This is a genomic window from Corynebacterium sp. TAE3-ERU2 (genome assembly GCF_019209955.1).
Classification (GTDB): Bacteria; Actinomycetota; Actinomycetes; order Mycobacteriales; family Mycobacteriaceae; genus Corynebacterium; species Corynebacterium megadyptis.
The window spans coordinates 647284-673455 of record NZ_JAHUTL010000001.1; the positions used below are offsets into that span (position 1 = coordinate 647284).

Consider the following 26172-nt stretch of genomic DNA (forward strand, 5'->3'; position numbering starts at 1 on the left):
AAATCCCTCCTACCTCACGGATATACATATGGCACACGAACCACACACTCAGGGCATTTCCTTTGCCGAGCGACGCCGCGTCCTCGCGGCCACCACTATCGGCACTGCCATCGAGTGGTATGACTACTTCCTCTATGCCGCGGTTGCCGGACTGGTGTTTAAGACCACCATGTTCGGTTCCCTCGAGGGGGGATTGGCCACGGTCATTGCCTTCCTCACCGTTGGCTTGTCCTTCCTCTTCCGCCCGCTTGGCGCCTTCCTCGCTGGCCACTACGGTGACCGCGTCGGCCGCCGCCTAGTGCTCATGATCACCCTCTTTGCCATGGGCTTGGCCACCACCCTCATTGGCCTGCTGCCCACCTATGAGACCGCCGGCATCTGGGGCCCGATCTTGCTCATTGCCCTGCGCATTATCCAAGGCATTTCTGCCGGTGGCGAGTGGGGCTCGGCGGTGCTGCTGGCCGTGGAGCACGCGCCGAATAATAAGCGCGGCATCTACGGCGCCGGCCCGCAGATCGGTGTGCCTTTGGGTCTGCTGATGTCCTCGGCTGCGCTGTCGATGATGACCTATATCGCGCCCGGTGATGCCTTCATGGAGTGGGGCTGGCGCATCCCCTTCCTCTTCTCCATCGTGCTGGTGGCGATCGGCTACTTCGTGCGCCGCGGGGTAGACGAATCCCCGGTGTTCTCCGAGATCGCCGAGCGCAAGCAGGACGAAGTGACCAACCCCATCGGTGTGCTCTTCAAGAATTTCTTCCCCGTGGTCATCACCGGCGCCCTCATCTTCGCCGGCAACTCTGCCGTGGGCTATATGACGGCCGGCGGCTACATTCAGAACTACGCCAGCGACAATGTGGGCATTGAGCGCTCCGTGGTGCTCAATGCCGTGACCGTCTCGGCGTTCACGTGGATGATCTTCACTCTGTTCGCGGGCTGGGTCTCGGACTATATCGGCCGTCGCGGCACCTATCTCATCGGTTTCGTGCTGCAGGCCGTGGGCGCCGCTGCCCTCTTCCCGCTCACCAATACCGGCGATGTGAGCAAGCTCTACATGGCGCTCATTCTGCTCACCGTTGGCCTCGGCCTGACCTATGGCCAACAGTCCGCCATGTACGCCGAGCTCTTCCCCGCCTCTATCCGCGCCTCGGGTGTGTCCATCACCTACGCCTTCGGCTCGATCTTGGGCGGCGCCTTCGCCCCGACCATCGCGGCGGCGCTGGTGGGCGCCACCGGCACCACCTTCGCCGTGAGCGTCTATCTGGTCGTCGCCTCGTGCATTGGCTTCTTCTGCGCGTTCATCCTGCGGGAGCGCGCCGGCATTCCTTTGACTCCCACCCACGAGTCCCGCCAGTCTGAAAGCCACTTCCGGTTCCAGCCGGCCCCGCAGGCAGAGTCCGCCACCGTGTCCTAGTAGCCCCCTGTGCTCGCCTGCCGAGCACAGGGCATCCTTTAGTGCGCTATCTCACTATCGTGTTGTAGCTTGGGCATTATGGCTCGGACATCTTTTTCTCAGCTCACGAGGCCGCGCCCGCTTCCTACGTGGCTGTGGTTCGCGCCCACGAACCCGCCCGAGGAAGAAGAGATCGCCCTCGTTCGTTCTGCGGCGGAGGGTTCGTGGCCGGGTAATACTCGCGCCACGTGGCGCGCTTTCTTCTCCTTCCCCAAGGTCGCCTCGCTCTCGCTGGCCTTGGGGCTTTTGATCACCCCGCTGTCAGTGGTGGTCTCACGCCTGCTCGGTGTCATCACCGATCGTCTCCTCGGCGAGGCCATCTCCTTTGCAGAGGTGCTCATTCCCCTGCTGATCATCGTGGTTCTCTACGTCATCAGCTGGATCGCCGAGATTCACAGTGCCGCCTTCGTGGAGCTCGGACGTGTCCGTCTCGTGCACCGCATCCGTAATGCCGTGGTTGAGCGGCTCTTAAGCGCCCATGATCTGCACACATCACCGGGCACGGTGATGAACACCATCGACGAGGACTCCCACACCGTCTCGCTTACTAAGTACCTCAACACCTTCCCGCTGCAGATGGTGATGATGCTCCTCGCCACCACGATCGTGGCGATTCCCATCGACTACCGCCTAGCCCTGCTCATCCCCCTCGGTGGCCTCACCACTCTCGCCGCCTCGATGTACACCGGCCGGTTCATCACTCAGGTTGCGTCCTCGCGCCGCACCGCTGAGGCCCACGTTGTCTCCTTGGGCACCGATTTTGCCCAGGGCTCCCGCGTGATCAAGGGGCTTGGCGCGGTCGACACCTGCGAGAAGCGATTCGATGAGGCCGCCACCCACTCGCTGCGGGCCATGCTTCACGACGCTCGCATCGCGTTTTATGCCGCGCTTGCCCGGCAGTTCGTCCCCGTGGTGTTCATTGTTGCCTGCGTGGCTCTGGCCGGAACCTTGGTGAGCGCGGGCGATATCACCCCCGGGGAGTTCATGACGATCATGCTCAGTGCCCCACCGGCACTATTTATCAGTGGTAAGGCCCTGGGGCTCTCGGTGGAAACCGTGGCCCGCGCCAGCACCTCCGCCGGTCGTATTCACCAGCTCGTGGCGGGCTTCGATACCACGAGCGCCGCACAGCGCTACACCACTACCTCCGCCACCGGCCTGGTCGTAGCCGATAGCGATCTCGGCTGGGCAGGGCTGCGGGTGCCGCATGTGAGCACTATTTTCGCCACCAGCCTGCGGGAAAACCTGGACCCCGAGCACAGCCACAGCGACGCGGAACTACGCCACGCCCTCGATGTCACCTGCTGTGACGACATCGTCCGCCGCCTCGGCGGCTATGGGCCCGATGGCGAGCTGCCCACCGGGGCCATCGGCGAGGCTGGGTTGAATCTCTCGGGCGGGCAGCGCCAGCGCATCGGCGTGGCCCGCGCCGTGCTCAGCGACGCCGAGGTGCTCATCTTCGATGAACCCACCACCGGCCTGGACGCGGTGACGCTCTCGCGAGTGATACACAACGTCAAGCAGCAGCGTGCCGCCCAGCTCACCGTGGTGATCAGCAGCTCGCGGGCATGGCGCCACGCCGCCGATCGCATCCTCGCCGCCGAGGACACACCCGCGAGCGCTGCGACGCAGGACAAGGAGGACGCCTCATGAGCCAGAACGAGAACCTTGGGGCCGATGCCCTCGCCCCCGCTACTCCCCGCGAGAGCCTGCGCTATCTGCGTAGCCTGCGCGCCTATCCCCGCCGCTGGTGGTGGGCACTGCTGGTGGCCGTGGCGATTGTGACGGTGGCGGCGCAAAACCTCAGCTCGGTCATCATGGGCCGCTCCATCGACGTGTTCTCGGGGCGCTCCTTCAGTATTTTTGGCTCCGGCCCCTCCGCGGTCACCTGGGTACTTATCGCCATCGGCGCGCTCACCCTAGCCCGGATGTTCACCACCGAGCTTCTGGTCTATATGTTGTCCATTCTCACCCGCACGGTCTCGGTTGAGCTGCGCCAGCGCTGTCTTTCGGCCGTGCTCCGCGCCCCCGCGCCACGCATTCTGGAGCTCGGCACGGGCAATGTGATCACCCGCCTGACGCGCGATATCGATAACCTCTACCGCACCGTCACCATGGTCGGGGCGCGGCTGGTGATCACCCTGGTGATGTTTCCACTCACGCTCATCGCCACGGTGGCGATCCACCCCGCGTTCCTGCTGTGCTGGGTGCTCGTGGCCGTGCCCGTGGGGCTATTTTTGCGCCGCTCGCTCAGCGAGCTGCCCGCCGCAGTCAACCGTGCCGCAGCCGCCGAAGCGCAGCGCAATAACGTGCTCCTCGACTCGATCCGGGGTTTCGACACCATCCACAACTATGGTTTGTCCCGCTGGGCCCGCCACCGCATGACTACTACCTCGTGGCAGGTCATCAACGCCGAGCGCATCATCATTCCTCTCAATGCGCGCATTCTCAGCGGCGGCTATGTCGGATTCTCGATTCTTTTGCTCTCCACCACTGCGCTGGGCGCGTGGATGGCGGTGCAGGAGATCATCACTCCCGGCCAAGCGGCCGCCGCGATCCTCTTGGCGTTCCGCATGGAAATTCATATTTTCAATGTGCTCGACTTCGCCAGCATGATCCAATCGGCCTCTACCTCCTTGGGCCGCGCGGTGTCCTTGGCGCTGCTCAGCGGCCAGGACAAGGACGATAACGAGGAGGATCTCACCACCCCTCCCGCGATCACCGTGGAGAATCTGAGCTTCAGCTATGACGGCGGCCAATCGAATGTGATTGAACCCCTCAACCTCACGCTCGAGGCTGGCAGCACCACTGCTCTCGTGGGCACCTCCGGCGCCGGAAAATCCACCCTCGCCCAGTTACTGAGCGGGCTGCTCGAGCCCAGTGGCGGCGCCATCTACGTAGACACCCCCACCGGTCGCATCAACACCGCGGAGGTCTCGCACAACTGGGTGGCGCGACATATCAGCATGGCCAACCAGGAAATGCACGTCTTCTCGGGCACCTTGCGGGAGGATTTGCAGCTTGCTCGGCCCGGCGCGAAAGACGCAGAGCTCATGGCGGCGCTGGCGGCCGCGGGACTGCAGCCGCGGTCTCCGCTCTGGCAGCGCTGGCTGCCCCAGGGGCTGGACACCGAGGTCGGTGCTGGGCACGAGGATCTCGCCCCGGAGGTGATGCAGCAGATAGCACTGGCCCGGATCAGTTTGGTGGATCCGCCCGTTCTCATCTTGGATGAGGCCACCTCGGAGGCAGGCTCGGACTATGCCCAGGATCTCGAGGCCGCCGCCCAGCGCGCCGTCGAGGGCCGCACCGCCTTGGTGATCGCGCACCGGCTCGATCAATCCCGCAGCGCTGATCGCATCCTCGTCATGGAGCAGGGCCGCATCATCGAAGATGGCACGCACGAGGAGCTCATCGCCAATGGGGAGCACTACGCCAGCCTCTATACCCAATGGGCGGGCTAGGCCCTCAGCCCGCGCGGATATCCTCTTCGCAACACGCAGCAGCGCCTCCCGAAAGCATCCCGGGAGGCGCTGCTGCGTAGTGCTGCGTTTTGCTACTAGTGGCCGACGCGGCGTTGGCGGGCGAACTCGCTGAGCACCACGCCCGCTGCCACGGAGGCGTTGAGTGATTCCACCCACTCCGCCATGGGCACGGACATCAGGGTGTCACAGTTCTCCCGCACCAGCCGGGAAATACCCTTGCCCTCAGAGCCGACCACGATCACCACAGGAGTGGTGCCATCATAGGTATCGAGGGTGTGATCGCCGCCGGCATCGAGGCCGACGACTTGGTAGCCATTGTCTTGGAAGGTCTTGACGGTGCGCGTCATGTTCGTCACCTTCGACACGGGCACGCGGGCGGCCGTACCCGCGGAGCTACGCCAGGTCACGCCCGTGACGTGGGTGGAACGACGCTCGGGAATCACGACCCCGTGGCCACCGAAAGCTGCCACCGAGCGGATGATCGCGCCCAGGTTGCGCGGGTCGGTGATGTTATCCAAACACACCACCATGCCCGGTTCGGGGAGCGCGGCAATCTCGGCGATGAGATCCTCCACGTTTTTGTAGCTATAGGGCTCGATGAGCAGACCAATACCCTGGTGCAGGCCATTGCCGGTCATCTGATCCAGCTCGGGGCGCGGCACCTCCACGATGGCGATGTCCTTGGACTTGGCCAAGGTAACGGCCTCGTTGAGGCGCTCATCATAGGAGGTTCCCGCCACCACGTACAGCGTCTGTGCGGGCACCTTGGCGTGCAGGCACTCCACCACCGGGTTGCGGCCGACGACCAGCTCATCCACGGTGGTCTTTTTAAAGTGGCGGCCCTGATCGCGGCGCTTCTTTTCCTGCTTGGCCTTATAGGCCTTGTGGTACTCGCGGTCCTCGGCCTTCGGGGTCGGCCCCTTGCCGCGCAAAGCCCTACGGCCCAAACCGCCGCTGCCCTTGGGCGCGCCCTTCTTATTGGATTTGCGAACGCCGCCGTGCCGGTTCTTCTGTCCCATGATTGTCTCTATTCCTCATACATCGTCTCGCGCACACCGCGGGTGCCTTCTCCAGGACGCAACGCCGCGTCTGCGATGAACTGTCACTGGGCTCGCATCTACGGTGGCGCCGGTGCCAGCGCATCCGGTTAGCTTAGCTTAAAGTCCAGCTCGCGCCATCTTTGCCGTCTACCACGGTGATGCCTGCGGCCTGGAGGCGATCACGCACCGCATCGGCGGTGGCCCAATCCTTGGCGGCGCGGGCCTCGGCGCGGCGCTCCAGCTCGGCTCCGACCAAGACGTCGAGGGCCTTGGTGGCCTCGGAGTCGCCGCTATCGCGGCGGGCGGCCCACACTGGCGACTGCGGATCCACACCCAGCACCGCCGCCATGGCGCGCACCTGGCCGGCAACGGCGCGGGCGTCCTCGGTGCGCCCATCGGCCAGTGCTTGATTGCCGCGACGCACCGCATTGTGGATCTCTGCCAGCGCCGCGGGCACACCCAGATCGTCGTCCATGGCCTGCTCGAAGGCCTCGGTCCAGGTGGTGGACTCCACCGGGCCCACGCGATCGAGGAAGGCCTCGATGCGGCGATAGCCTTGGGCGGCCTCGGTGAGCGACTGCTCCGAGTACTCCAGCATGGAGCGATAGTGGGCGGAACCGAGGTAGTAGCGCAATTCCACCGGCCGCACCAGCTCGAGGATATTCGGTACGGAAAGCACATTGCCGAGGGATTTCGACATCTTCTCCCCGGACATGGTGACCCAGCCGTTGTGCATCCAGAAGTTGGCGAAGCCATCGCCGGCCGCGTGCGCCTGGGCGGTCTCGTTCTCGTGGTGCGGGAATTGCAGATCCAGCCCGCCGCAGTGGATATCGAACTCCGCGCCAAGATAGGCGGTGGCCATGGCGGAGCATTCGATATGCCAGCCGGGACGCCCCGGACCCCAGGGCGAGGGCCAGGAGGGCTCACCGGGCTTGGCGGCTTTCCAGAGGGTGAAGTCGCGCGGATCGCGCTTGCCGGTGCCCGCCGATTCGCCTTGGTCCAGCTCCTCGAGCTTCTGGCCGGAGATCATGCCGTAGTTCTCGATCGTGGTGGGCTGGCAGTACACATTGCCCTCCGCGGCATAGCCGTGGCCATTGTCGATGATTCGCTGGATATAGTCGATCATCTCGGTGATATGGCCGGTGGCGCGTGGCTCGAGCGAGGGCGGGGTCACGCCCAATTGATCATAGGCCCAGGTAAAGGCGCGCTCGTGCGTGGCGGCCCACTCCCACCACGGCCGGCCGGCCTCGGCCGCTTTGCTCAGGATTTTATCGTCGATATTGGTGACGTTGCGGATAAACGCCACATCAAGGCCCTTGGCTTCCAGCCAATTACGCAAAATATCGAAGGCCACACCGGAACGCACGTGCCCAATATGCGGGATGGTTTGCACGGTAGCGCCACAGAGGTAGACGCTGGCGTGCCCTTCCCGCACGGGGATGAAATCACGTTGGCTACGGGTTGCGGTATCAAAAATGCGTAAAGTCACGCCGCTTAGTCTAACGGTTGCCACACCACGGCGGTAGCAACGGCGGCGCGCCCCTCATGGCGGCCGGTGAAGCCTAAGTGGTCGGTCGAGGTGGCCGCGATGGATGCCGGGCAGCCCAGAATCTCGGAGATCTTTTCTTCTGCTTCTTGTCGACGCTGTCCTAATCGTGGAGACTGGCCCACAAGCTGGGCGGCAACGTTGCCGATGACAAACCCGTGCTCATCGAGCAGCTGGCGGCATTCGCGCAGGAGCTGCTCGCCACTGACGCCGTCATATTCGGCCCGCCCCACACCGACGAAACTACCCAGGTCGCCGAGGTTGGCCGCCGAGAGCAGGGCGTCGACAAGCGCATGCGCCACAACGTCACCATCGGAATGCCCCTCGCAGCCGGGCTGGCCGGGGAAGAGAAGGCAGGCGATCCAGCAGTCTTTGCCGTCTTGGACTTGGTGGGCATCGGTGGCGATGCCGACGCGGGGGATGATGGGGCTAGTCACTGGGCACCTCGAAAATCGTGGACTCGGCGCTATCGGTCACCTGAGTGGCCAGGAGCATGTCCATGGGGGTGGTTACTTTAAAGGCCATGGGATCGCCCTGCACACAGCGCACCGGCACCCCGAACCATTCCATGAGGCTGGCATCGTCGGTGGCCACAAAACTCGGCTGGGCGAAATAGGCGCGGTTGGCCTCGCGGAGCACCGCCAAATCAAAACCCTGCGGGGTTTGCACGGCGCGCAAGGTGGAGCGATCTGGGGTGGATGCCACCTGCTGCTGCCCGTCTACCTCGCGGATCTCCTTGATGGTATCCGCCACCGGCAGCACCGGGATCACCGCGGGCGCGCCTTGGACCACGGCTCGGGCGACGCGGGCGATCATGCCCGGCGGGGTGAGCGCGCGGGCGCTATCGTGCACCAGCACAACGCCCTGCTCATGAGTGATGGCCTGCAATCCGCGCCACACGGAATCGGCGCGCTCGGCACCGCCATGCACTAGGGTCACCTCGCCGTCAAGGCCCCGTTTCCGCAGCAAGGTGCGGGCGTAGTCCTCCATGTCGGGGCTGACGGTGACCACGATGGCATCGACCACCTGGGAGGTGAGCATCGCGGTGATGCTGCGCTCTAATAAGGTCACCCCGCGCAGCGGCACATAGGCCTTCGGCATCGGCGCACCGAGGCGGGTGCCGGAACCGGCGGCGGCAATAATCGCAGTCACTGTGGGGGACATGGCGGCGCGGCGGGCTGCGGGTTAGTCGTCGAAGTTGAGGTCGTCGAGGTCCACATCATCGAGGTCATCGTCCTCCACCGGGGCGGTGACTCCCGACGCGGCGGCGCGATGCCGCGCGATGGCGTCGGCGTACTGTTTCTCGAGCTCCTCCGCCTTGGACTCGTCCAGCTCCTTGGCAAGGGCCAGCTCGCCCACCAGGATCTGGCGGGCCTTGGCCAGCATGCGCTTCTCACCTGCGGACAGGCCGCGGTCCTGATCGCGGCGCCACAGATCACGCACCACCTCGGCGACCTTATTCACATCACCCGAGGCGAGGCGCTCCTGATTGGCCTTATAGCGGCGAGACCAGTTGCCGGCCTCTTCCACATCCATATCGCGCAGCACCGAGAAGACCTTGCGCAGGCCCTCATCGCCCACGACATCGCGAACGCCCACCAGCTCCACGTTCTTGGCAGGAACTCGCACCACCAGATCGGACTGCAGGATCTGCAGCACGAGGAAGTCGAGCACGTCGTCTCCCATCTGCCGCTGCTCCATGGCCTCGATGCGGGCGGCACCGTGATGGGGGTAGACGACCGTGTCTCCGACCTTAAAATCCATACCTTTTTGCACTCTCTTCACTGGGAAATGTGTGACTCACTGCGTTGGCGGCTCCACAGTTCGCGGCGCGTACTGCGCCACGATACTGATACGTAAAGCGCGTCTATTCTAGCACGCCAGCACCGCCACCTGCGGCGCCGGCCTCGCCGGTCTGGGCCCCTCCCCGACCCTGCCGCATCCGGTGTCACGCCGCGCCGACGGATGCAGCTCGGCAGTTGCAGGCACGCACCCGCAGCACCGCTGCTGGAGAGTGCCCAGTTCAGCTCGTACGATCACCGCGGGAACAGCCCGCTTTTCCTCCCGCAGCGGCGGTCGTAGCGGGGCCTGCGCGCCTGGGATAGTGTGCCCTAAGCAGGCGGTAATACCCGTCTCAGTCTCGCCCCCGTACGGGGAAGAAACTGTGTGAATAACCTTAGAATTAGCTAGAGTGACTGTTAATAATCTAGATCCATGCGAAGCCTTAGATGGAGGGCATTGAACGTGAAGAATCCACTGAACTCGGCAGCCCGTCGCGCCGGACTGGCTGCGGTGGCCGGCCTCTCGGCCCTTGCACTCGCCGCCTGCGGTGCCGGACAGGTCTCCCAGACCTCTGATCAGGTTGCCGCTGTGGACGGTGCCTCCGCTGGCACCGAGGATGGCCTCATGGCCGTGCGGGATGTCCACGTGATTGTGGAGGAAGACGCCACCACTGGCCTGAAGTTCACTGCGATCAACCAGGATCCGAGTGGCACCTCGCACACCCTTAAGTCCGTCGAGATCGAAGGCAATGAGGTGCAGCTCTCCGCTAATCCCTCGCTGGGGCAGAACTGCTCTCTCGTGGCCGATACCGCGCAGAATATTAAGGCCCTGAAGAAGCCGGGCAAGGACGATGCCTGCATCACCTACGCCACCTCCAGCGTGAATAACCCGGGCTTCCCCATCGGCGGCAATGTGAGCGTGACCTTCACCTTCGATGACGCCACGATCGACATGATCGCCACCGTCGCCGGCAACCAGCAGGAAACCTTCATGAGCGATCGCGAAGTGGAGAACTAAACCACCACCGCGCGTGCCCTATCCGGTATCCTCAACACTTCCTCCAAGAGTTGATGATGCCGGATTTTTGCATGCTGCTGCGCTCGCCGCGGGCGTGCCTCCCGCCTGCCCCGTGCAGCCGCGCCTGCCTCGCCCATCCGCTCCCCTTGTCTAGAAAGGCTCTGCTGCATGGCCCGCAAACCTAAAACAGCATTCGTCTGCTCCGAGTGTGGCCATTCGAGCCCGAAGTGGCTGGGACGCTGCCCCAGCTGCGGCGAGTGGGGCACGCTGACAGAGCAGGCCGCCCCAGCCCAGCACGCCACGGGACGCGGCGGTGCGGCGGCGTCTCGTTCCACCCAGGGGCTCACCCCCACCACGGCGGCGGCATCGATCACCAGCATCGACCCCACCTCCTCGCTGGCGATGACCACCGGTATCTCCGAACTGGATCGCGTGCTGGGAGCCGGTATTGTGCCCGGATCCGTGGTGCTGATGGCCGGTGAGCCGGGCGTGGGAAAGTCCACCTTGCTGCTAGAAGTCGCCGCCCGCTGGGCCGCGCAGCGTGAGGGGGAGAGCACCCGCACCGCCCTCTATGTCACCGCCGAAGAGTCCGCGGGGCAGGTCCGCATGCGCGCCGAGCGCACCGGCGGACTGCGGGAGAGCCTCTACCTTGCGGCCGAGTCGGATCTCGACACCATTTTTGGCCACATCACGCAGCTCCAGCCCTCGCTGGTGATCGTGGACTCGGTGCAGACTGTCACCGCCGCCGATGTAGATGGCGTGCAGGGCGGAGTGGCCCAGTCGCGCGCGGTCACCGCCGCCCTGACCAGCATGGCCAAGGCCTCCGGTATCCCCGTGCTGCTGGTGGGGCATGTGACCAAGGACGGCACTGTTGCCGGCCCACGGGTGCTCGAGCACCTGGTGGATGTGGTGCTCAACTTCGAGGGCGATAAGCACTCCTCGCTGCGCATGCTGCGCGGGATGAAGAACCGTTTCGGTGCCACGGATGAGGTGGGCTGTTTCGAACAAACCTCCTCCGGAATCAAGGAGGTCAAAGACCCCAGCGGGCTCTTTCTTTCCCACATGGGCACCACCCCCGATGGCTCGGCGGTGACGGTCACCATGGATGGGGTGCGCCCCATACTCGCCGAGGTGCAGGCTCTCCTAGTAGACACGCAATCGAAGAATCCGCGGCGCGCCGTCACGGGCCTCGACGCCACCCGCGTGCCGATGATCCTGGCGGTGTTGGCGGCCCGCGCCCAGAAGCGCTCGGACGATAAAGAGGTGTATGTCGCCACGGTCGGGGGCATGCGGGTCAGCGAACCCGCAGCGGATCTCGCGGTGGCGCTGGCCACGGTGAGCGCGATGAATCGCCGCCCGCTGCCCTCCCGCACCGTGGTGCTCGGCGAGGTCGGCCTGGCCGGGGAGATTCGGCGAGTCCCGGACGCCGATAAGCGCCTCGTGGAGGCCAGCCGCCTCGGCTATACCCGCGCCCTGATTCCCGCGGGGAATCTGCCCGCCGGCGCACCAAAGGGCGCCCGATCGATGGATATTAGAGAAGTAGCCACGATCCAGGATGCGATCGTGGCTCTCGATTCTCGGCGCTAGCGGCTATTTCAGGTTGAAGGTCACAGCCTCGGAGGCATTATCGCCGATGACGGTGTGCAGGAAGTAGGCGCCGCTGGGCACCCGCTGCCGGTTATCGCATTGCCCCGGTGCCGAGGTGGTCTTGGACCACTGCGCCTCATAGTTGGTCTCGGTTCCTGCCTCGAAGACCTTATCGGAGTCATCCTCCGGCGGGTTGCAGTCCGTGTCCGCCCACACCCGCTCGCTGGTGTCGAGGTTATACACCTCATAGCGCAGCTGCTCCTTGCTCAGGTCAATGGTGCAGTCCGCCTTGGTGGGGTTATTGACGATCATGTAGAAGGTCGGAGTCTGGTTCGGTTCGAACTCCGATTGCCTCATCTCCGCCCGGATCTCTAGATCCTCCAAGCGGCAGCTGGGCTTCGGCTCTTCCTTCGCGGAGGTTTCGACGCTTGTCGACGCCTCCCCCGAGTCAGCTTCGCCCTCGTCCGTGTTCGTCTCCTCATTACTAGCAGAGGTGGCGGTGGTCTGTGCGGCGTTATCCGGTTCGGTGGAATTATCGTCCCCGCCGGCCAGCGCGCTGATGATCCACACAAGCAGGCCAATGACGACAACCAAGATCACCACGGCCGCAACGCGGCGGCGCATGTAGATCTCATCGGGCAGTCTCTTCTGCGGTCTGGGAGTGTTCACGCCCTCTAGCTTAACTGCACTCCCTGCGAGACAGCCCGCAACTACACCGGCGTGTCTGCCTCATTCTTACAGCTCAGCGCCCGAATCCTGGGCCGGAGCCTACTCCACGCCGAAGGCGATGAGCTTCTCCACCACGCCGTCGTCGAGGCGGTAGCGCGCGCTGACGACACCGAGCGTGCCGGCGTCGACAAGCTCCTGAATGATGGGGATACGGTGAATGACCGACTTCAGCGTTTGCAGGGCGTGCTCGCGCTCGTAGTCATCGGTGCTGTCACCGCCCTTGCGGCGGGCCTCGATAACCGAGGGGGCCACCTGCTGCACCAGCTCGCGTTGGAAACGCTCTGGGATGGGGCCCTCGTCGAGCGCGCCGACGGTGGCAGCAACCGCACCGCAGTATTGGTGGCCGAGTACCACCAAGAGCGGCACACCAAGGCCCTCCACCGCGAATTCCAAGGAGGCCAGCACGGCGTTGTCCACGGTTTCTCCGGCGGTGCGGATCACGAAAACATCGCCGAGTCCCTGATCGAAGATGGTCTCAATGGGTGCACGCGAATCCGAGCAGGCCAATACGCACACGCTCGGCGCCTGCCCCTCACGCAATTCTTCGCGACGCTGCGAGCACTGGCGGGGATACGCGGGACTCATCTCCCGCCATCGCCTATTGCCCTCCTGCAACACATCCCAGGCTTCCTGCGGAGTGAGCGTCTTGTAGTTTTCAGCTTTACCCATACGTGTCATTCTTCCACTCCGGCAGGACATCATGGGTGCTTATTGCTCTACATATCCCCCCTACTAGGCTAATAAACCCTGATGTTTAACTCGGCCGCACTTCTGACATGGTTCACCGCCCACCGCCGCCCGTTGCTGTGGCGCGCGCCCGGCACCAGCGCCTGGGGCGTGCTCGTTTCCGAGGTCATGAGCCAGCAGACCCCGGTGGCGCGGGTCGAACCGCAGTGGGAGGCGTGGATGCGGCGCTGGCCCACCCCGCAGGATGTGGCGCAGGCCTCCACCGCAGACATCCTCACCGCCTGGGATCGGCTGGGCTATCCGCGCCGGGCGCTGCGGCTCAAGGAATGCGCCCAGGCCATCACCGACCGCCACCACGGCGAGGTTCCCGACGATCTTGCAGCGCTGCTGGATCTGCCTGGTATCGGCGACTACACCGCGCGGGCGGTCCTTGCTTTTCATTATCGACGCCGCGTTCCGGTGGTTGATACCAATGTTCGGCGCGTTATCTCCCGGGCGGTGCATGGCCGCTATCTGCCCCGACCTGCCCGCAAGAAGGATCTGGCCGATGTGGAGGCGCTGCTGCCCGCCGGCACCGATGCCGCAGCGGAGGAGCGCGCCGCGGAGCTGTCCACCGCCATCATGGAGCTCGGAGCACTGGTCTGTACCGCCTCCTCGCCGCGCTGCACGGAATGCCCCTTGCTGAACAGCTGTCGCTGGCAGCTCGCGGGCTGCCCGGAGCCCAGCGCGGCGGAACTAGCGGCCAGCAAGAAGCGAGTGCAGAAATTCCAGGGCACCGATCGCCAAGTGCGGGGAAAGATCATGGCCTTGGCCCGCGCCCACAAACAGGTAGAGCGGGCAGAGATCGATGCGGTGTGGGAGGACAAGGCACAGCTGGCGCGGGCACTATTTTCGCTGCTCGACGACGGTTTACTCGAAGCGGTAGCCGACGATCATTTCGCCCTGCCGCGCTAAGAACACGGCACGGAAGAGCAACCAGCACAGCACTCTGGCGACAGGGTAGGCTTACTTTAATATTTTGTCTGCGTACTAAGGGAGCCCATGACTACCCTCGCCACTCGACGTCGCCGCGCCGACGCCGCCCAGCGCCCGCGCGGCCAGCGCTATCGCACCCTCTGGATTGCCGCGCTCATCGGCGCCTGCCTGCTCAGCATAATCGCCAATATCGCCCTGGGCCAGTACGGCATAGCCCCACAGCGCACCATCGAATCCTTATTTGCCGGGCCCTATGGCGACACCGGGGTGGATGCCACCCATTCCGTGATCTGGAATGTGCGCATGCCCCGCGTTGTGTTAGGCCTCCTCGTCGGTGCCGCCTTGGGCGTAGCGGGGGCGCTGCTGCAAGGCTTATTGGGCAATCCCCTGGCAGAACCCGGCGTGATCGGCGTGACCAGTGGCTGCGCCGTGGGCGCGGCCGTGGCCATCGTGTTCAACCTCGTGTTTGTCTCCACCGCGACGGTGCCCGTGCTGGCGTTTATCTCCGGTATCGCCACCGCGGCCTTGGTGTATCTGCTCTCCTCCATCCGCGGCAGCGTCAAAGTGGTGACTCTGATCCTCACCGGCATCGCCGTCAATGCCGTCGCTGGGGCCGCCATTAGCTTCTTGGTGTTTTTGGCGCCCACCACCTCCCGCGAGCAGATCATCTTCTGGCAGATGGGCTCGCTCAACGGCGCCCAATGGCCGCACGTGGTGACAGTCCTTATTCCCATCGCGGTCTGCATTGCTCTTGCTATTCGCATCTCCCCCTCGCTGGACTTATTGGCGCTCGGCGAGCGCGCCGCCGCCCATGCCGGGGCGAATATGAAGGTGCTGCGCCCAGGAGTGATCGCCCTATCCACTGCGCTGTGCGCCGCAGCGGTGAGCTTCGCCGGCATCATCTCCTTTGTCGGGCTGATCGTGCCGCATATTCTGCGCCAAGGTATCGGCCCCTCGAATCGCTGGCTGGTGCCGCTTTCTGCGATCGGCGGCGCCACCCTCGTCACCGGCGCGGATCTGGTGGCCAGAATCCTCATCCCCTATTCCGAATTGCCCATTGGCATCTTCACCGCCCTCGTGGGCGGGCCGATGTTCTTCGTGCTGCTGCGCCGCAACTTGCTCAAGCGCGGCCAGCTCTAAACCCACCGCCCCCGTTTGAAGAGGACACACCGAGTCGAGTACCCCATGAGCACTCCCCTGCTATCAGCGAAGAACCTGAACGTGAGCATCACCGTAGATAACACGGAACGTGACCTGCTCAGCGATATCTCCATCGAGCTTCAGCCCAGTGAGGTGCTCGGGCTGATCGGCCCCAATGGCGCCGGCAAATCCACCCTCCTCGCCGCACTCTCCGGCGACTACACCCCCAACTCCGGCGAGGTGCAGCTCGCCGGGCGCAGCTACGCCGAAACCTCACCGCGGGAAGCCGGACAGCTGCGTTCGGTGATGCTGCAAGACACCTCGGTAGCCTTTTCCTTCACCGTCGAGGACGTGGTGGCCATGGGCCGCACCCCATGGAAGCCCGATCCGGACCGCGACGCGGAGATTGTGCAGGAGGCCCTCGAACTGCTCGATCTCACCGAGTTCGCCGACCGCGAAGTCTCCACGCTTTCCGGCGGTGAGCGCGCCCGGGCCGCCCTAGCACGCGTGATTGCGCAGCAATCGCAGGCGATGCTTCTCGACGAACCGATCGCTGCCATGGACATCGGCCGGGCCGAGGCCACCATGCGCACCATCCGTCGCGTCGCCCAAACCGGCCGCGGGGTGCTCATCATCGTCCACGATCTCGCCACCGCTGCCCGGCACTGCGATCGACTCGTGCTGCTGCAACACGGCCGCGTGGTGGTCTCTGGCACCCCGCGCGAGGTGTGCACCCCCGAGATTCTCAGCTCTGTCTACGGCTGGGACATCGACGTCACCTGGGAGGGCGAGCACCCGTGGATTCGCCCGCGCTAAAGCGGCGAAGGCGAGAATAGAAAAACAGCGGTGAATGCTCACCGCTGTTTTCCCAAATAGGGTTTAATGCGCTAAAACGGGGTGCGCCTACACCGCCGAGACTTAGACGAAAGCTAGGTAAACTTCGCAGGATGCTAAAATATAACATAGTTTTTTGCAACACCGCCTTTATCGCGGCACCACTACTTCCGCCATAAAGACAAATCACGTAAAGCAAAAACACGCTCGAAAAATAACTAGACAAACACAGAGAGAACTTCCCCCTCGGGAAATATTCGCACCATACAACGACAGGCACAAGACTGCAGACTATATCCTCTCTAGGACTAGAAGAGGATAGAAACCACTTGGACCAAACAGTATTTTAAAAACAATCGATAGCGTCAAGGAAATCTTTTTCTACACCAGAAGCACTGGACACTACCTCAGCAAACAAGTGGTGACTGACATTTGCGCAACCAATTTAACTGCCATCTTCGACAACAATAGCCCCGCCAAATCCAGAGCAATAGGACTGTCGCTAATCAAAAACACGAAACAGAACCCCTAGGCAATATCTCCCAGCAATATCAATGACAGGCGGTTTACGTTAGTACCTATAAACTTCTCTAACAAAGTAATTCACAAGCATTACGCAAATAACATAACCGCCAAGCTGGAACTGTTTTCTTGTTACGAGCCCATCACCACCAACTCTTCAGCTGTGGATCCCGCATAAACCGGCGGAGTGCCAGCTAAACTAGAGAGAAGCAACCACGACTGGGACGACTATGCCGCTATCTGCGCACGCCCTCGAGCCGATAGACAAACGATTGACAGTCCCATAAACGATGGAACTGGACATCGAGCCAACTACGTCCGGTAGTGCTAACGGTTCCACTACTTCCCCAAATTACATTCCCACTTTGAGCACCTTAATGCGCGGAATCTATGGTTGATCACCACTCGGAAACATGGTACTGGCCGCCTTGAGCATGCCCCCCCCGACTACATGGCGGGATGGGCGAGTCTAAAATATTTTGACTACAGTAGTGCCACTTCCAAAATAGGGATTCAGCTCTCGTTTGCTATATGCGGGCATGGGTATAGAGTTGCGTTTATTTCTGATCATCGCCCGCCCCACGATCGCTGCCACTATCAAACAGCGCCTTTTCGGAAAGATCAGAGGAATCCAACCACGGTTCGTAATGAACACGGAGCCTCGCCACCGTTATTAGCGTGCACATCAGGCTGGACATTTCACTATCCCATCGATACTTCAACACCCTGGCCCGTTCAATGCGCTCTTCGGGTTTTAACGGCCTCCCATTCTCGGAAGCTTTTTCGGTCAAGTATTTTATTTGATGAGTGATATATGAACGAGCCTCTACTAGTTCTTTTACTACTTCCGTATCAGTCACATCGAGAGCGCACTGGTCAACACGAATCGTGCATCTCCAGTAAAATTTTTCTAGCAACACGGGCCATTTTTTATCAAACTCCGCGTCTCCGTCGACGCCAAGAAGATAAGATTGTGGGGCCTGTTCTTTTACCTGATTTAAATCCTCAATAATTCCTTTCGAGCAGTCAGCTACCGCCCGCCGTTGACGCGCCAAGCCCTCGCATCGCATTTGCTCCAATCGCTCTTCTTCGCGGCGCCTAAGTTCTCTTTCGTAGCGCTCTTTTTCCTCTTTGCTCTTTTTCTCAGTACGTTTATCAATCCATACGTTGTTTATAATCCCGAGACCGAAACCAATAATCAAACTAACGGACGGCAGAACGTAATCAACCGTTCTCAAAACTTGCATAATGCTCTCCATAGTTTTCTAACTGTACACGGCCTGCATGCATTACGGTGCCAAAATGGGGTAAGGCTAGCACTCGTTCTTCGACCGTTGCACGCGAGCACGCACGATCAACGCCACACCAATAGCGCTGATGAGTCCGGCGACAATCGCCATGCCGCGCACCGCCGCACCCGTGCGGGCCAAACCGGACTTCTCCGCTGCGGCAGAGCCTGCGCTCGCCGCCTCGCGCTCCTGCGGGGAGACGGGCGCCGCCGAGTTTTCTACCGGCTTCGGGGCAGGCTGTGTCTCGGCTGGGGTCTCCACGCCTTGAGATGCGGGGCCACTGACAACGCTGGGCGCGGGGGAGATGCTGGTCTCGCTCGGCGAGGGAACACTCGACGATGACGGAGCGCTCTCGGAGGAAGGGGCCTCGGCGGTTGTGGTGTCCTCGGCGTCAGGGGTCTCCTCTACCGAGGTCTCTGGCGCGGCAGGGCTCGGCTCGGGAGTCTCGGTGGCACTACTTGACTCCGAGGGCTCAGTGCTCGTCTCGTTGTCCTCGGCTGGCTCAGAGGTGCTCTCTGGAGCATCCTCGCTATCGCCGTCCTCGGCCGCACCTTCATCCGTGTCTTCTGCGTCGGGTTCAGCGGTCGTGCTGGGGCTGGGCTCTTCGCTGGGGTCCTCGCTCGGCTCTGCGCTGGAGCTCGGCTCGTCACTCGGTTCAGCGCTCGGCTCGTCACTCGGTTCAGCGCTCGGCTCCTCGCTGGGTTCAGTGCTCGGCTCTGCGCTCGGGTCACTGCTGGGTTCAGTACTGGGATCCTCGCTCGGGCTCGGCTCCGAGGAGGTCTCGCTGGCATCCGTATCTCCGGATTCCGATGCGTCGTTGTCCTCCTCAGGCTCAGCAGCGTCGGATGTCTCGGTGCTCTCACCGCTCTCTTCGCCCTCAGCGTCCTCGCTCTCGGTGTCCTCGCCCTCGGTGCCTTCACCGTTCTCAGCGTCTCCGCCCTCGGCGCCTTCACCGCCCTCGGTGTCCTCATCCTCCTCGCCGAGGAGTTCTTCATCCTCGGCTTCGCTATCCACAGCCAGTGCCTCGCTGGTGGCGAAGCGATTGACCTCGAGGAAGTCCTCATAGGTTGTGGTGTCAGTGACGACGCCGCCGGTGATGATGTCTTCGGGGCTGCGGACTAGAAGCACGCGGGTCGTGCCACTGGTGCCCTTGGTGTTCGGAATGGTCTGTTTATCGATCACTTCCAAGGTGCGCATATCCACCACATTCAGGGAGCCATCGCTTTCGGCGGTCACTACCGCGGTGCCATCGCCGAGGGGCGCAACCCCTGAAATGCTGTGTAGTTCACCGATGCGGGCGGCGTCGCCAAGCGGAGTGAGCTCACCGTTGTTGTAGGTAAAGAACTGCACCCGAGAACCCGTGGTGTACCTGTCGTTGTAGAAGGCCACCGTGTTCCCGGAAACCACCATGCCCGAGGGGCGCATATCGGCGGCCACCGAATCGCTGCCAGGCACCACTGTGGCTTGGAGGTTGTCGGCGGCGGGATCAATACGCAGCGGCGGCACTCGCCAGGTGCCCTCGTCCTGATCCACCCCAGAGGCGGGGAAGAACAGCAGCGAACCGTCATCAAGCACGGCCATATCGCGCATCGGAGCGAACGAGTAGCTCTCGCCGTAGACGGAGCCCAACGCCTGATCGGAGGCAGCATCCAGCCCGTCAATGGTGGAGCGAACATTGGCAATCGCGCGGTCGCTGCGGGTGCCATCGGAGCTGCGGGTGATCAGCGTGGCATTGCCGGCGCCCTCATTGCGCAGCGCGTAGAGCACCCAGCCATCCTCGGTGGGGGCGCTGGCGATGCCGGTGATGGTACCGGCCTCGTCCTTCGCGATCACCTCAGTGATGTTCTCCAGACCCTTCGGCCCCACGGAAGCCTGTTTCACGGCGCCGTCATCGAGGAAGAACAGCGTGTTCTTGCCTGGCGAAACCACCCAGGCGCTGTCATCCGAGGAAATGGACAGGTGCTGAATCTGCTGCATTGTGCGCACATCCAGCACGCTCAGCCCGCTCTTGGTGGCCAGCACGAGATAGTCGCCCACCATCACGGCGCGGGAGGATTCCGCCTCCAAATCGGTGCGCACCCCACCAACCAGCTTGCGTCCGCCTTCCGCACCGGCCGGCATGCCGCCGCTTCCCTCATACGCGAAGGAGACCGGCGCCAGCGGGCTGCCGAGATTGTAGAAATTGGAGAACGCACGCACCCCATCGGCGGTGAGCGTCGGCACCAGATTGCTCCATTGCGCCATTGATCCGTCCTGCGTGAACGTGGCTGAGGAGGGGTTGATCGTCGCGATGCGCGCTCGTTTCTTCTCAAAGACGTCCCCGCTGGGGTACTGCTTGGCGTAGACGTCCATCTCGAGATAGGAGTCCTCGCCCACCACGATCGTCGGATCGCTGAACTCTAGGTCCAGAGCGCAGCTGCCGCGGGCGGGCGTCGATCCGCTGCAATATTGCAGGAAGTGCACGGTGCCGTTGAACTCGGCGCGGGTGGTTGCGGTGTCCTCGTCGTAGCTGACCTTCTTCAGCGTGAATCGATAACCGCGCTCGACCCGGGCATCACCCTCGATGGTCTTGCTCGCCCCGCCGCTCACACTCGTCGCGCCGCCCACATAATTGATGAAGCTCTCGCGCAGCGCCCACTCCATGTATTCCGCACTCTGCTGGTTATCGCTTGTCGACGCCACCTCGCCGCCACCGGCCTCCACCGCTCCAGCGATAGCGCTGGGGTAAAGCATCCCCGCCAGAGAGACGGTCGTGGCGGCCGTGCAGGCCACGATGGTGCGGTTAAGAATATTTCCAGTCTGTGCTCGATTGGAAGATGTCACTGTGCCCTCACTCGATAATCCACGCAGCCCCTAGTTAGGCTGCCCTTGCTCCTAATGAGGTAACTACACATAGGATGACATGGACAATAGGGGGTAATCATGCCTATCTATATACGCAGAACAGGTACACCCCCGCAGGGGGTATAGATTGATATTCGTTTATTTCATACATTGCTCAAAGCGAGCTGAGTAGCCGCAATTGAACATAGACCAACAGCTATATAGCCGACTATTGTGAGCCACTCCTCCGGCGGGGTCCAAGCGGAGAAAATAATGATGAGCATAAACACCACTGCCCACATCGCCACGGTCACAACTACTGTCTTAGCTGGGCTTTTCACTCTTTTCTCCGCGGCCCCCATGGCCCGCAACCGCCGCCGCAGAGGGTGAAAGAATATAGCAATAACGCAGGCCAGCAATGCTGTGGCGAATCCAATAAACAGATAAGCGTTCCCCATCGTTATGGATACCGCCACTGCCGCCATCACGAAGGCGAACAGCCCCCTCTCTATGGGGGTAACGGCATAATATTTATGTTCATCTAAGACCCCTGCTGGGTCCCCTTTTTCTGGTGCAAAATAATCTTGGTCCGAACACATGCCTCGTTAGCCTACCCTATACTTTTCCTCTCTCTTGGTTTAACCTTTGCGCAAACATGTAAAGGAGGGGTGAGTATATGTCACTCTCACTTCTGCCCCGCGTCCGTCGGCAGCGCACCCGCCGCCGACTGGCAGCGGGGTTATCAGCGGCTGCCTTGACGGCCGCATGTGTCATGCCGCTAGCTCCCACGGCCGCTGCGGCAGACACCACCACCACAACGACAAGCAGTGCCACATCCTCTACGACTAAGGAGCAGCCAGACCCAAGCACCAGCCAGTCCAAGGCATCGTCATCCGCAGACCTGTGGAGTTCCTCCGGCAGCTGGCAGCAGCCAGAACCATCCCCCGCCGAGCCGACGGAGACCACCAAGCCCTCCCCTAGCCCCAAGCCCAGCCCCTCGCCCAGCCCCGAGCCCGAGCCATCTTCACCCTCGCGATGCTCCGCATCTGAAGGCGTGAACATTTCTGGCGATCTGTCCTGGGGTGTGCGGGAGTCCTTCCGGAAATACATCAAGGGGCCGATCGCCAAGGGCAGCTGGAAGGTCAGCGCCCCAGCGAAGGAGAACAACGGCAGCTTCATCTTCCCCATCGACAAGGGGTTTGTGACTACCGGTGAGGTTGAGGGACTGATCCGTAGCGAAGGCAAGGTGGAGTTCAACGGCCACGGTGGGCTGCTCAAGACCAGCTTCGAAGATCCCGCCGTGAAAATGATCTCCCCGCGCAAAGCGAAGCTCTTTACCTCGATGTACAGCCAAGACGCCGAAGGTAACCCAGTGAAGGAGCTGGGAAAAGATGTACCCTTCGCCGATCTCGAGTTCCGGACGGCTCCCATTACCTCGGGTACGCACGTGGCTGAAGCGCGTATCACCGAGCGTGGTTCCCAGGCGCTTTCTGAGTTCTACCGCGCCGGCGACACTCTGGACCCAGTCACCCTCACCATCAAGGTGAAAAAAGCCTGCGGCACAGTCCCCAAGCCCACGCCTGGGGATTCCGGTGGAGACTCCTCGAACTCCGGAAAGAAGCCGCAGCCTGGCCGCGAGACCGATAACGGGAACTCGGACAACTCCCGCCCAGGTGGCGGGGACTCCGAAGCACCCGCCGGTGGCAACGCTGGCGGCGACCCCTTCGGTGACGCTCCTTGGGGTGCGGACACTCCCGGTAATACCGACTCCGACGGCGGTATTGTTCCCCCGAACGCGCCTGGTGTCTCCGGCAACGCGGGTGGCACGAAGCCCGTGGCGGCCGCACCCGGACAGTCCGCGTCGGCGCGCACCTGTAATGGCGTGTCCTCCGGACAAGTGGCGTGGGGAGTCAAGCAATCCTTCCGCAGCTATATTCGCGGCTCGATTGCGAAGGGTGGCTGGCGCACCAGCGGCGTTCGCGACAATGGCGGCATCTTCGTGTTCTCCGGTCGATCCGGCAGCTTCGATCCCGATGCACGCGCCGGCACGATCGCTACCTCCGGCACCGTGGCCTTCAATGGCCACAAGGGGAAACTGGACATGAAGATCCGTAACCCACGCGTGGTGATCAAGGGCAACACGGGCCAGCTCGTAGCCAATGTCACCTCCTCCGACACCTCGGGCAACCCCTCCAACTTCGGTGATGTGGCTATCGGCACCCTGCAGGTGACCAGCCTCAACGCCACTAGCTCCGCTGTGTCTGGTTCTGCGAACGTGGTGCTCACCCAAGCCGGGTCCCGCGCCTTTGCCGAGTTCTATCCACCCGGAACAGCCATGGACCCAGTGAACTTCCGCGCCAAGCTCAGCGGGAAATCCGCCTGCGCTGATGGTTCGGCCGCCACCTCCAGCTCCGCCGGCGGCACCGGCGGAATGGCCTCGATTGGTGCGGCCGCTGCCGACGCCCTCGCCAATGGCGATTCGGTCGACGCTGTGGACCTCAACGGTGACGGCGTGATCGATGAAGAAGAACTGGCCGAGGCCGAGGGCGAAGGCGAGGAAGAGTCCATGTTCGAAGAGGGCAAGGACGTCGAGTTCAAGAACAAAAAGAAGAACAAGAAGGCGGAAGACACCGCTCTGGCGTCTGTCAGTGAGGGCATGAGCCCATGGCAGCTCCTCGCCGGTGGCGTCATGTTCATCTTTGCGGCAGCCGGAACCAGCTACCTCGCGGTGCGACAAAAGAAAGGAGCCTAAGTGAAAATTCGCCTCGCGGCACTGAGCCTCATCGGCTCCGTTGTGCTCGCCGGATGTGGACTCAACGTATCCACACCCGGTGATAACAACAACAACGCTCGCGCCGAACAAACCAGTTTCGAGCAGGCGTTGGAGAACCTGAACAGCAGCTCCGCAGAGGTCGGCGATAGCGGAGCTGTAGAGACTCAGCTCGTCGGGGATGTCACTCCCGTAGCCGAGGACGTCAGCCCTGAGCTTCCCGTGGAGCTCAGCGACTCTGATGGCTACGACGTCACCGTCACCGATGTCTCGCGGATCATGCCTCTGGACCTCTACGGCACTACCTCCCGCACCATTGCGGGCCTGGGGCTCAGAGACAACATCGTGGGCCGCACCGTCAGTTCCGAAGAGCCCAGCTTGCAGGAGCTGCCGGTGGTGACCCAAGGTGGCCACAACATCAATGTGGAGGCCGTGCTGGCTCTCGACCCGAGTCTGATCATCGTGGATCACTCCATCGGCCCAGACTCAGCTATTGACCAGCTCCGCGATGCCGGCGTGACCACCGTGGTGATCAATCCGAGCCGGAAGATGGCATCGATTGGCGACGACATCCGCACCATCGCCGGGGTCGTAGGCCTCGACGACGAGGGTGAAGAACTCGCGGAACGCGCGGAAAAGGAACGCGATGAAGCAATCGACGCCGTCAGCGAGATCGTCCCCGATCAGGCTCCCCGCGCTGCCTTCGTGTACGCGCGAGGTTCCTCTGGGGTGTTCTTCATTCTTGGACCGGAAAGCGGCACCGCAGAACTCTTCGAGTCTGTGGGCGCGGTGGATGCGGCCAAGGAAGCCGATATCGCCGACATGGCCCCGGCCAATGCCGAAGCCTTCGCCAAGCTCAATCCCGATGTCATCGTGATGATGTCCAAAGGGCTCGAGTCCACCGGCGGTGTCGATGGCATGCTCTCCCGCCCCGGCGTGGCCGAGACTGAGGCAGCCAAGAATAAACGCTTCATCACCATCGCGGACAGCCAAGCCTTGAGCTTCGGCCCTCAGACGGGCGAGATGATTCTCGCCTTCGCCACTGCCCTGTACAACCCCAACTCCCAGTAACACCGATCCTCATATCGAAAGGTATCTAACACCATGTCCCTGAATCGCTCTTCCCGCGCCCGGATTCGCCGCATGGCGCTTGCTGGTGCAGTCTCTGCGTCACTCGCAGTCTCCCTCACCCCCGCCACTGCCTTCGCAGAGGTAGTGCAGGACAAGAACTGTGTTGCCGACAATAAGATCGTTGCCGCCCACAGCGGTACCTTCGAATGGAGTGTGCGTGACTCCCTTGTTAGGTACATCACAACCGGTGCCGCCCGAGGCAGCGTGGAGTCCACTGGCTCCGTGACCGATGCGGGTAGCGGAAAGAACTGGACCTTCACCGCTGGGCAGGCATACTCCGCGGATCCCGACTCCGCAACCCTGTTTGTTCCCGGTACCCTCCACTTCATCGGGCACGGAGAAGGCGAGAATGCGAAATTGAACATTACTTTCTCCGATTTCCGCCTCGAGATCACTGGCACGCAGGCCGTGATGTACCTGGATGCAAAGTTCCGCAAGTTTGAGGGCATCACGACCATTGGCGAATGGGAGACCATGAACAATGTTCGTTTCGCAGAGTGGACCCTCTCCGAACCGTTCACTGGCCAGTGGGGCGAGACCGTCACCTTCACAAGCGACGGTGAAGGTTACATGACCGAAGAAGGAAAGGTCGCATTTGGCGGCTTTTACTATAGTGAGAAGGAACCCGTATCACCGCTGAAGGTGGGCTCTGTGACCTTCGGTGAGGACTGCAATAAGCCTGATTCCGAGCCGGTTCCGGGTGACGGCGATGCCGACGGTGGCGACGCTGACGGCAGCGACGCTGGCGAGGGCGACACCGATAACGGCGATGCCGACGGTGGCGATGCCGACGGTGGCGATGCCGACGCTGGCGACTCCGAAACCCCCGGCGACGCTGACGGCGGCGACTCCGAAACCCCCGGCGACACTGACGGCGGCGACGCTGGCGAGGGCGACACCGATAACGGCGGCGACACTGACGGCGGCGACACTGACGGCGGCGACGCTGGCGAGGGCGACACCGATAACGGCGGCGACACTGACGGCGGCGACGCTGACGGCAGCGACGCTGGCGAGGGCGACACCGATAACGGCGACACTGACGGCGGCGACGCTGGCGAGGGCGACACCGATAACGGCGGCGACGCTGACGGCGGCGACGCTGACGGCGGCGACGCTGGCGAGGGCGACACCGATAACGGCGACGCTGACGGCGGCGACGCTGGCGAGGGCGATGCCGACGCTGGCGACTCCGAAACCCCCGGCGACGCTGACGGCGGCGACGCTGGCGAGGGCGACACCGATAACGGCGATGCCGACGCTGGCGAGGGCGACGCTGGCGACGCTGACAACGGCAACACCGACGGTGGCGATGCCGACGGCGGCGACGCTGACGGCGGCGGCGGCGCTGTCGGCGGCGGCGGTGGC

General features: G+C 62.7%; 21 protein-coding genes. 11 read left to right on the top strand and 10 right to left on the bottom strand.

Translation table 11 applies throughout. The annotated features are described in order from the left end of the window. Positions 1 to 28 precede the first annotated feature (28 nt). The 3 genes from KRX12_RS02845 to KRX12_RS02855 all read left to right on the top strand — a co-directional run bounded on the left by KRX12_RS02845 (position 29) and on the right by KRX12_RS02855 (position 4911). Positions 29 to 1411, top strand: coding sequence for an MFS transporter (locus KRX12_RS02845; protein WP_218364294.1), 1383 nt, complete (start codon positions 29 to 31; stop codon positions 1409 to 1411). Between the two features lie 78 nt (positions 1412 to 1489). After that, the gene (locus tag KRX12_RS10960; protein WP_218365621.1) at positions 1490 to 3103 is read left to right on the top strand and encodes an ABC transporter ATP-binding protein; all 1614 of its coding nucleotides are present in this window, start codon (positions 1490 to 1492) and stop codon (positions 3101 to 3103) included. Next, positions 3100 to 4911, top strand: a complete 1812-nt coding sequence (locus tag KRX12_RS02855; protein WP_218365623.1) for an ABC transporter ATP-binding protein — start codon at positions 3100 to 3102, stop codon at positions 4909 to 4911. Before KRX12_RS10960 ends, KRX12_RS02855 begins: the two co-directional genes overlap by 4 nt. A gap of 95 nt (positions 4912 to 5006) precedes the next feature. Here the strand turns inward: KRX12_RS02855 and rlmB are convergent, their stop codons facing one another. The 5 genes from rlmB to KRX12_RS02880 form a co-directional block, all read right to left on the bottom strand. After that, positions 5007 to 5951: a 23S rRNA (guanosine(2251)-2'-O)-methyltransferase RlmB gene (rlmB, locus tag KRX12_RS02860; protein WP_218365624.1), complete on the bottom strand. Its 945-nt coding sequence runs from the start codon at positions 5949 to 5951 to the stop codon at positions 5007 to 5009. Positions 5952 to 6084: 133 nt separating this feature from the next. Then, positions 6085 to 7461, bottom strand: a complete 1377-nt coding sequence (cysS, locus tag KRX12_RS02865) for a cysteine--tRNA ligase (protein WP_218365626.1) — start codon at positions 7459 to 7461, stop codon at positions 6085 to 6087. A gap of 5 nt (positions 7462 to 7466) precedes the next feature. Continuing rightward, positions 7467 to 7955, bottom strand: coding sequence for a 2-C-methyl-D-erythritol 2,4-cyclodiphosphate synthase (gene ispF, locus KRX12_RS02870; RefSeq protein WP_151529821.1), 489 nt, complete (start codon positions 7953 to 7955; stop codon positions 7467 to 7469). Next, positions 7948 to 8682: a 2-C-methyl-D-erythritol 4-phosphate cytidylyltransferase gene (ispD, locus tag KRX12_RS02875; protein WP_151529822.1), complete on the bottom strand. Its 735-nt coding sequence runs from the start codon at positions 8680 to 8682 to the stop codon at positions 7948 to 7950. The genes ispF and ispD overlap by 8 nt, the downstream gene beginning before the upstream one ends. 21 nt (positions 8683 to 8703) lie before the next feature. After that, positions 8704 to 9282 carry a CarD family transcriptional regulator gene (locus KRX12_RS02880; RefSeq protein WP_218364301.1) on the bottom strand — a complete coding sequence of 193 codons (579 nt, stop codon included), beginning with the start codon at positions 9280 to 9282 and terminating at the stop codon, positions 8704 to 8706. 480 nt (positions 9283 to 9762) lie between these two features. Here KRX12_RS02880 and KRX12_RS02885 point away from each other — a divergent pair, with 480 nt between their 5' ends. Both KRX12_RS02885 and radA read left to right on the top strand, forming a co-directional pair. After that, complete coding sequence (locus KRX12_RS02885; protein WP_218365627.1) at positions 9763 to 10317, top strand: hypothetical protein; 555 nt, start codon at positions 9763 to 9765, stop codon at positions 10315 to 10317. A gap of 168 nt (positions 10318 to 10485) precedes the next feature. After that, positions 10486 to 11904, top strand: coding sequence for a DNA repair protein RadA (gene radA, locus KRX12_RS02890; protein WP_218365630.1), 1419 nt, complete (start codon positions 10486 to 10488; stop codon positions 11902 to 11904). 3 nt (positions 11905 to 11907) lie between these two features. Here radA and KRX12_RS02895 read toward each other — a convergent pair whose 3' ends face one another. After that, a complete protein-coding gene (locus KRX12_RS02895; RefSeq protein ID WP_218365631.1) occupies positions 11908 to 12573 on the bottom strand; it encodes a hypothetical protein in 666 nt (221 codons plus the stop codon). Between the two features lie 99 nt (positions 12574 to 12672). Next, the gene (locus tag KRX12_RS02900) at positions 12673 to 13302 is read right to left on the bottom strand and encodes a carbonic anhydrase (RefSeq protein WP_218364305.1); all 630 of its coding nucleotides are present in this window, start codon (positions 13300 to 13302) and stop codon (positions 12673 to 12675) included. Positions 13303 to 13383: 81 nt separating this feature from the next. Between KRX12_RS02900 and KRX12_RS02905 the strand changes: the two genes are divergently transcribed. The 3 genes from KRX12_RS02905 (at position 13384) to KRX12_RS02915 (ending at position 16251) form a co-directional block, all read left to right on the top strand. Continuing rightward, positions 13384 to 14274, top strand: coding sequence for an A/G-specific adenine glycosylase (locus KRX12_RS02905; protein ID WP_218365633.1), 891 nt, complete (start codon positions 13384 to 13386; stop codon positions 14272 to 14274). Between the two features lie 87 nt (positions 14275 to 14361). Then, the gene (locus KRX12_RS02910) at positions 14362 to 15435 is read left to right on the top strand and encodes an iron ABC transporter permease (RefSeq protein WP_151529828.1); all 1074 of its coding nucleotides are present in this window, start codon (positions 14362 to 14364) and stop codon (positions 15433 to 15435) included. Between the two features lie 45 nt (positions 15436 to 15480). Further along, positions 15481 to 16251: a heme ABC transporter ATP-binding protein gene (locus KRX12_RS02915; protein WP_218365635.1), complete on the top strand. Its 771-nt coding sequence runs from the start codon at positions 15481 to 15483 to the stop codon at positions 16249 to 16251. Between the two features lie 1097 nt (positions 16252 to 17348). On the opposite strand, the gene KRX12_RS02920 is transcribed toward KRX12_RS02915, so the two are convergent. From KRX12_RS02920 to KRX12_RS02930, 3 genes are all read right to left on the bottom strand, one after another. Then, positions 17349 to 18050, bottom strand: coding sequence for a hypothetical protein (locus tag KRX12_RS02920; RefSeq protein WP_218365636.1), 702 nt, complete (start codon positions 18048 to 18050; stop codon positions 17349 to 17351). Between the two features lie 54 nt (positions 18051 to 18104). After that, on the bottom strand, positions 18105 to 20903 hold the full coding sequence (locus KRX12_RS02925; protein ID WP_218365638.1) for an HtaA domain-containing protein: 2799 nt from the start codon (positions 20901 to 20903) through the stop codon (positions 18105 to 18107). 164 nt (positions 20904 to 21067) lie between these two features. Then, complete coding sequence (locus KRX12_RS02930; protein WP_218365639.1) at positions 21068 to 21502, bottom strand: hypothetical protein; 435 nt, start codon at positions 21500 to 21502, stop codon at positions 21068 to 21070. Positions 21503 to 21579: 77 nt separating this feature from the next. Between KRX12_RS02930 and KRX12_RS02935 the strand changes: the two genes are divergently transcribed. The 3 genes from KRX12_RS02935 to KRX12_RS02945 form a co-directional block, all read left to right on the top strand. Then, entirely contained in the window at positions 21580 to 23655 is a 2076-nt protein-coding gene (locus KRX12_RS02935; RefSeq protein WP_218365640.1) for an HtaA domain-containing protein, read from the top strand. Beyond that, positions 23656 to 24744, top strand: a complete 1089-nt coding sequence (locus KRX12_RS02940; RefSeq protein WP_218364314.1) for an ABC transporter substrate-binding protein — start codon at positions 23656 to 23658, stop codon at positions 24742 to 24744. It abuts the gene before it with no gap. A gap of 33 nt (positions 24745 to 24777) precedes the next feature. Continuing rightward, positions 24778 to 26172 (top strand): HtaA domain-containing protein (locus KRX12_RS02945; RefSeq protein WP_218365641.1); only part of this gene is annotated, 1395 nt, incomplete at its 3' end.

Coding starts and splice junctions, on each gene's coding strand:
- KRX12_RS02915 (WP_218365635.1), top strand. CDS start 15,481: ATGAGCACTCCCCTGCTATCAGCGAAGAACCTGAACGTGAGCATCACC.
- radA (WP_218365630.1), top strand. CDS start 10,486: ATGGCCCGCAAACCTAAAACAGCATTCGTCTGCTCCGAGTGTGGCCAT.
- KRX12_RS02880 (WP_218364301.1), bottom strand. CDS start 9,282: ATGGATTTTAAGGTCGGAGACACGGTCGTCTACCCCCATCACGGTGCC.
- KRX12_RS02845 (WP_218364294.1), top strand. CDS start 29: ATGGCACACGAACCACACACTCAGGGCATTTCCTTTGCCGAGCGACGC.
- KRX12_RS10960 (WP_218365621.1), top strand. CDS start 1,490: ATGGCTCGGACATCTTTTTCTCAGCTCACGAGGCCGCGCCCGCTTCCT.
- KRX12_RS02905 (WP_218365633.1), top strand. CDS start 13,384: ATGTTTAACTCGGCCGCACTTCTGACATGGTTCACCGCCCACCGCCGC.
- KRX12_RS02935 (WP_218365640.1), top strand. CDS start 21,580: ATGTCACTCTCACTTCTGCCCCGCGTCCGTCGGCAGCGCACCCGCCGC.
- KRX12_RS02930 (WP_218365639.1), bottom strand. CDS start 21,502: ATGTGTTCGGACCAAGATTATTTTGCACCAGAAAAAGGGGACCCAGCA.
- ispD (WP_151529822.1), bottom strand. CDS start 8,682: ATGTCCCCCACAGTGACTGCGATTATTGCCGCCGCCGGTTCCGGCACC.
- KRX12_RS02910 (WP_151529828.1), top strand. CDS start 14,362: ATGACTACCCTCGCCACTCGACGTCGCCGCGCCGACGCCGCCCAGCGC.
- KRX12_RS02900 (WP_218364305.1), bottom strand. CDS start 13,302: ATGGGTAAAGCTGAAAACTACAAGACGCTCACTCCGCAGGAAGCCTGG.
- rlmB (WP_218365624.1), bottom strand. CDS start 5,951: ATGGGACAGAAGAACCGGCACGGCGGCGTTCGCAAATCCAATAAGAAG.
- KRX12_RS02920 (WP_218365636.1), bottom strand. CDS start 18,050: ATGGAGAGCATTATGCAAGTTTTGAGAACGGTTGATTACGTTCTGCCG.
- KRX12_RS02855 (WP_218365623.1), top strand. CDS start 3,100: ATGAGCCAGAACGAGAACCTTGGGGCCGATGCCCTCGCCCCCGCTACT.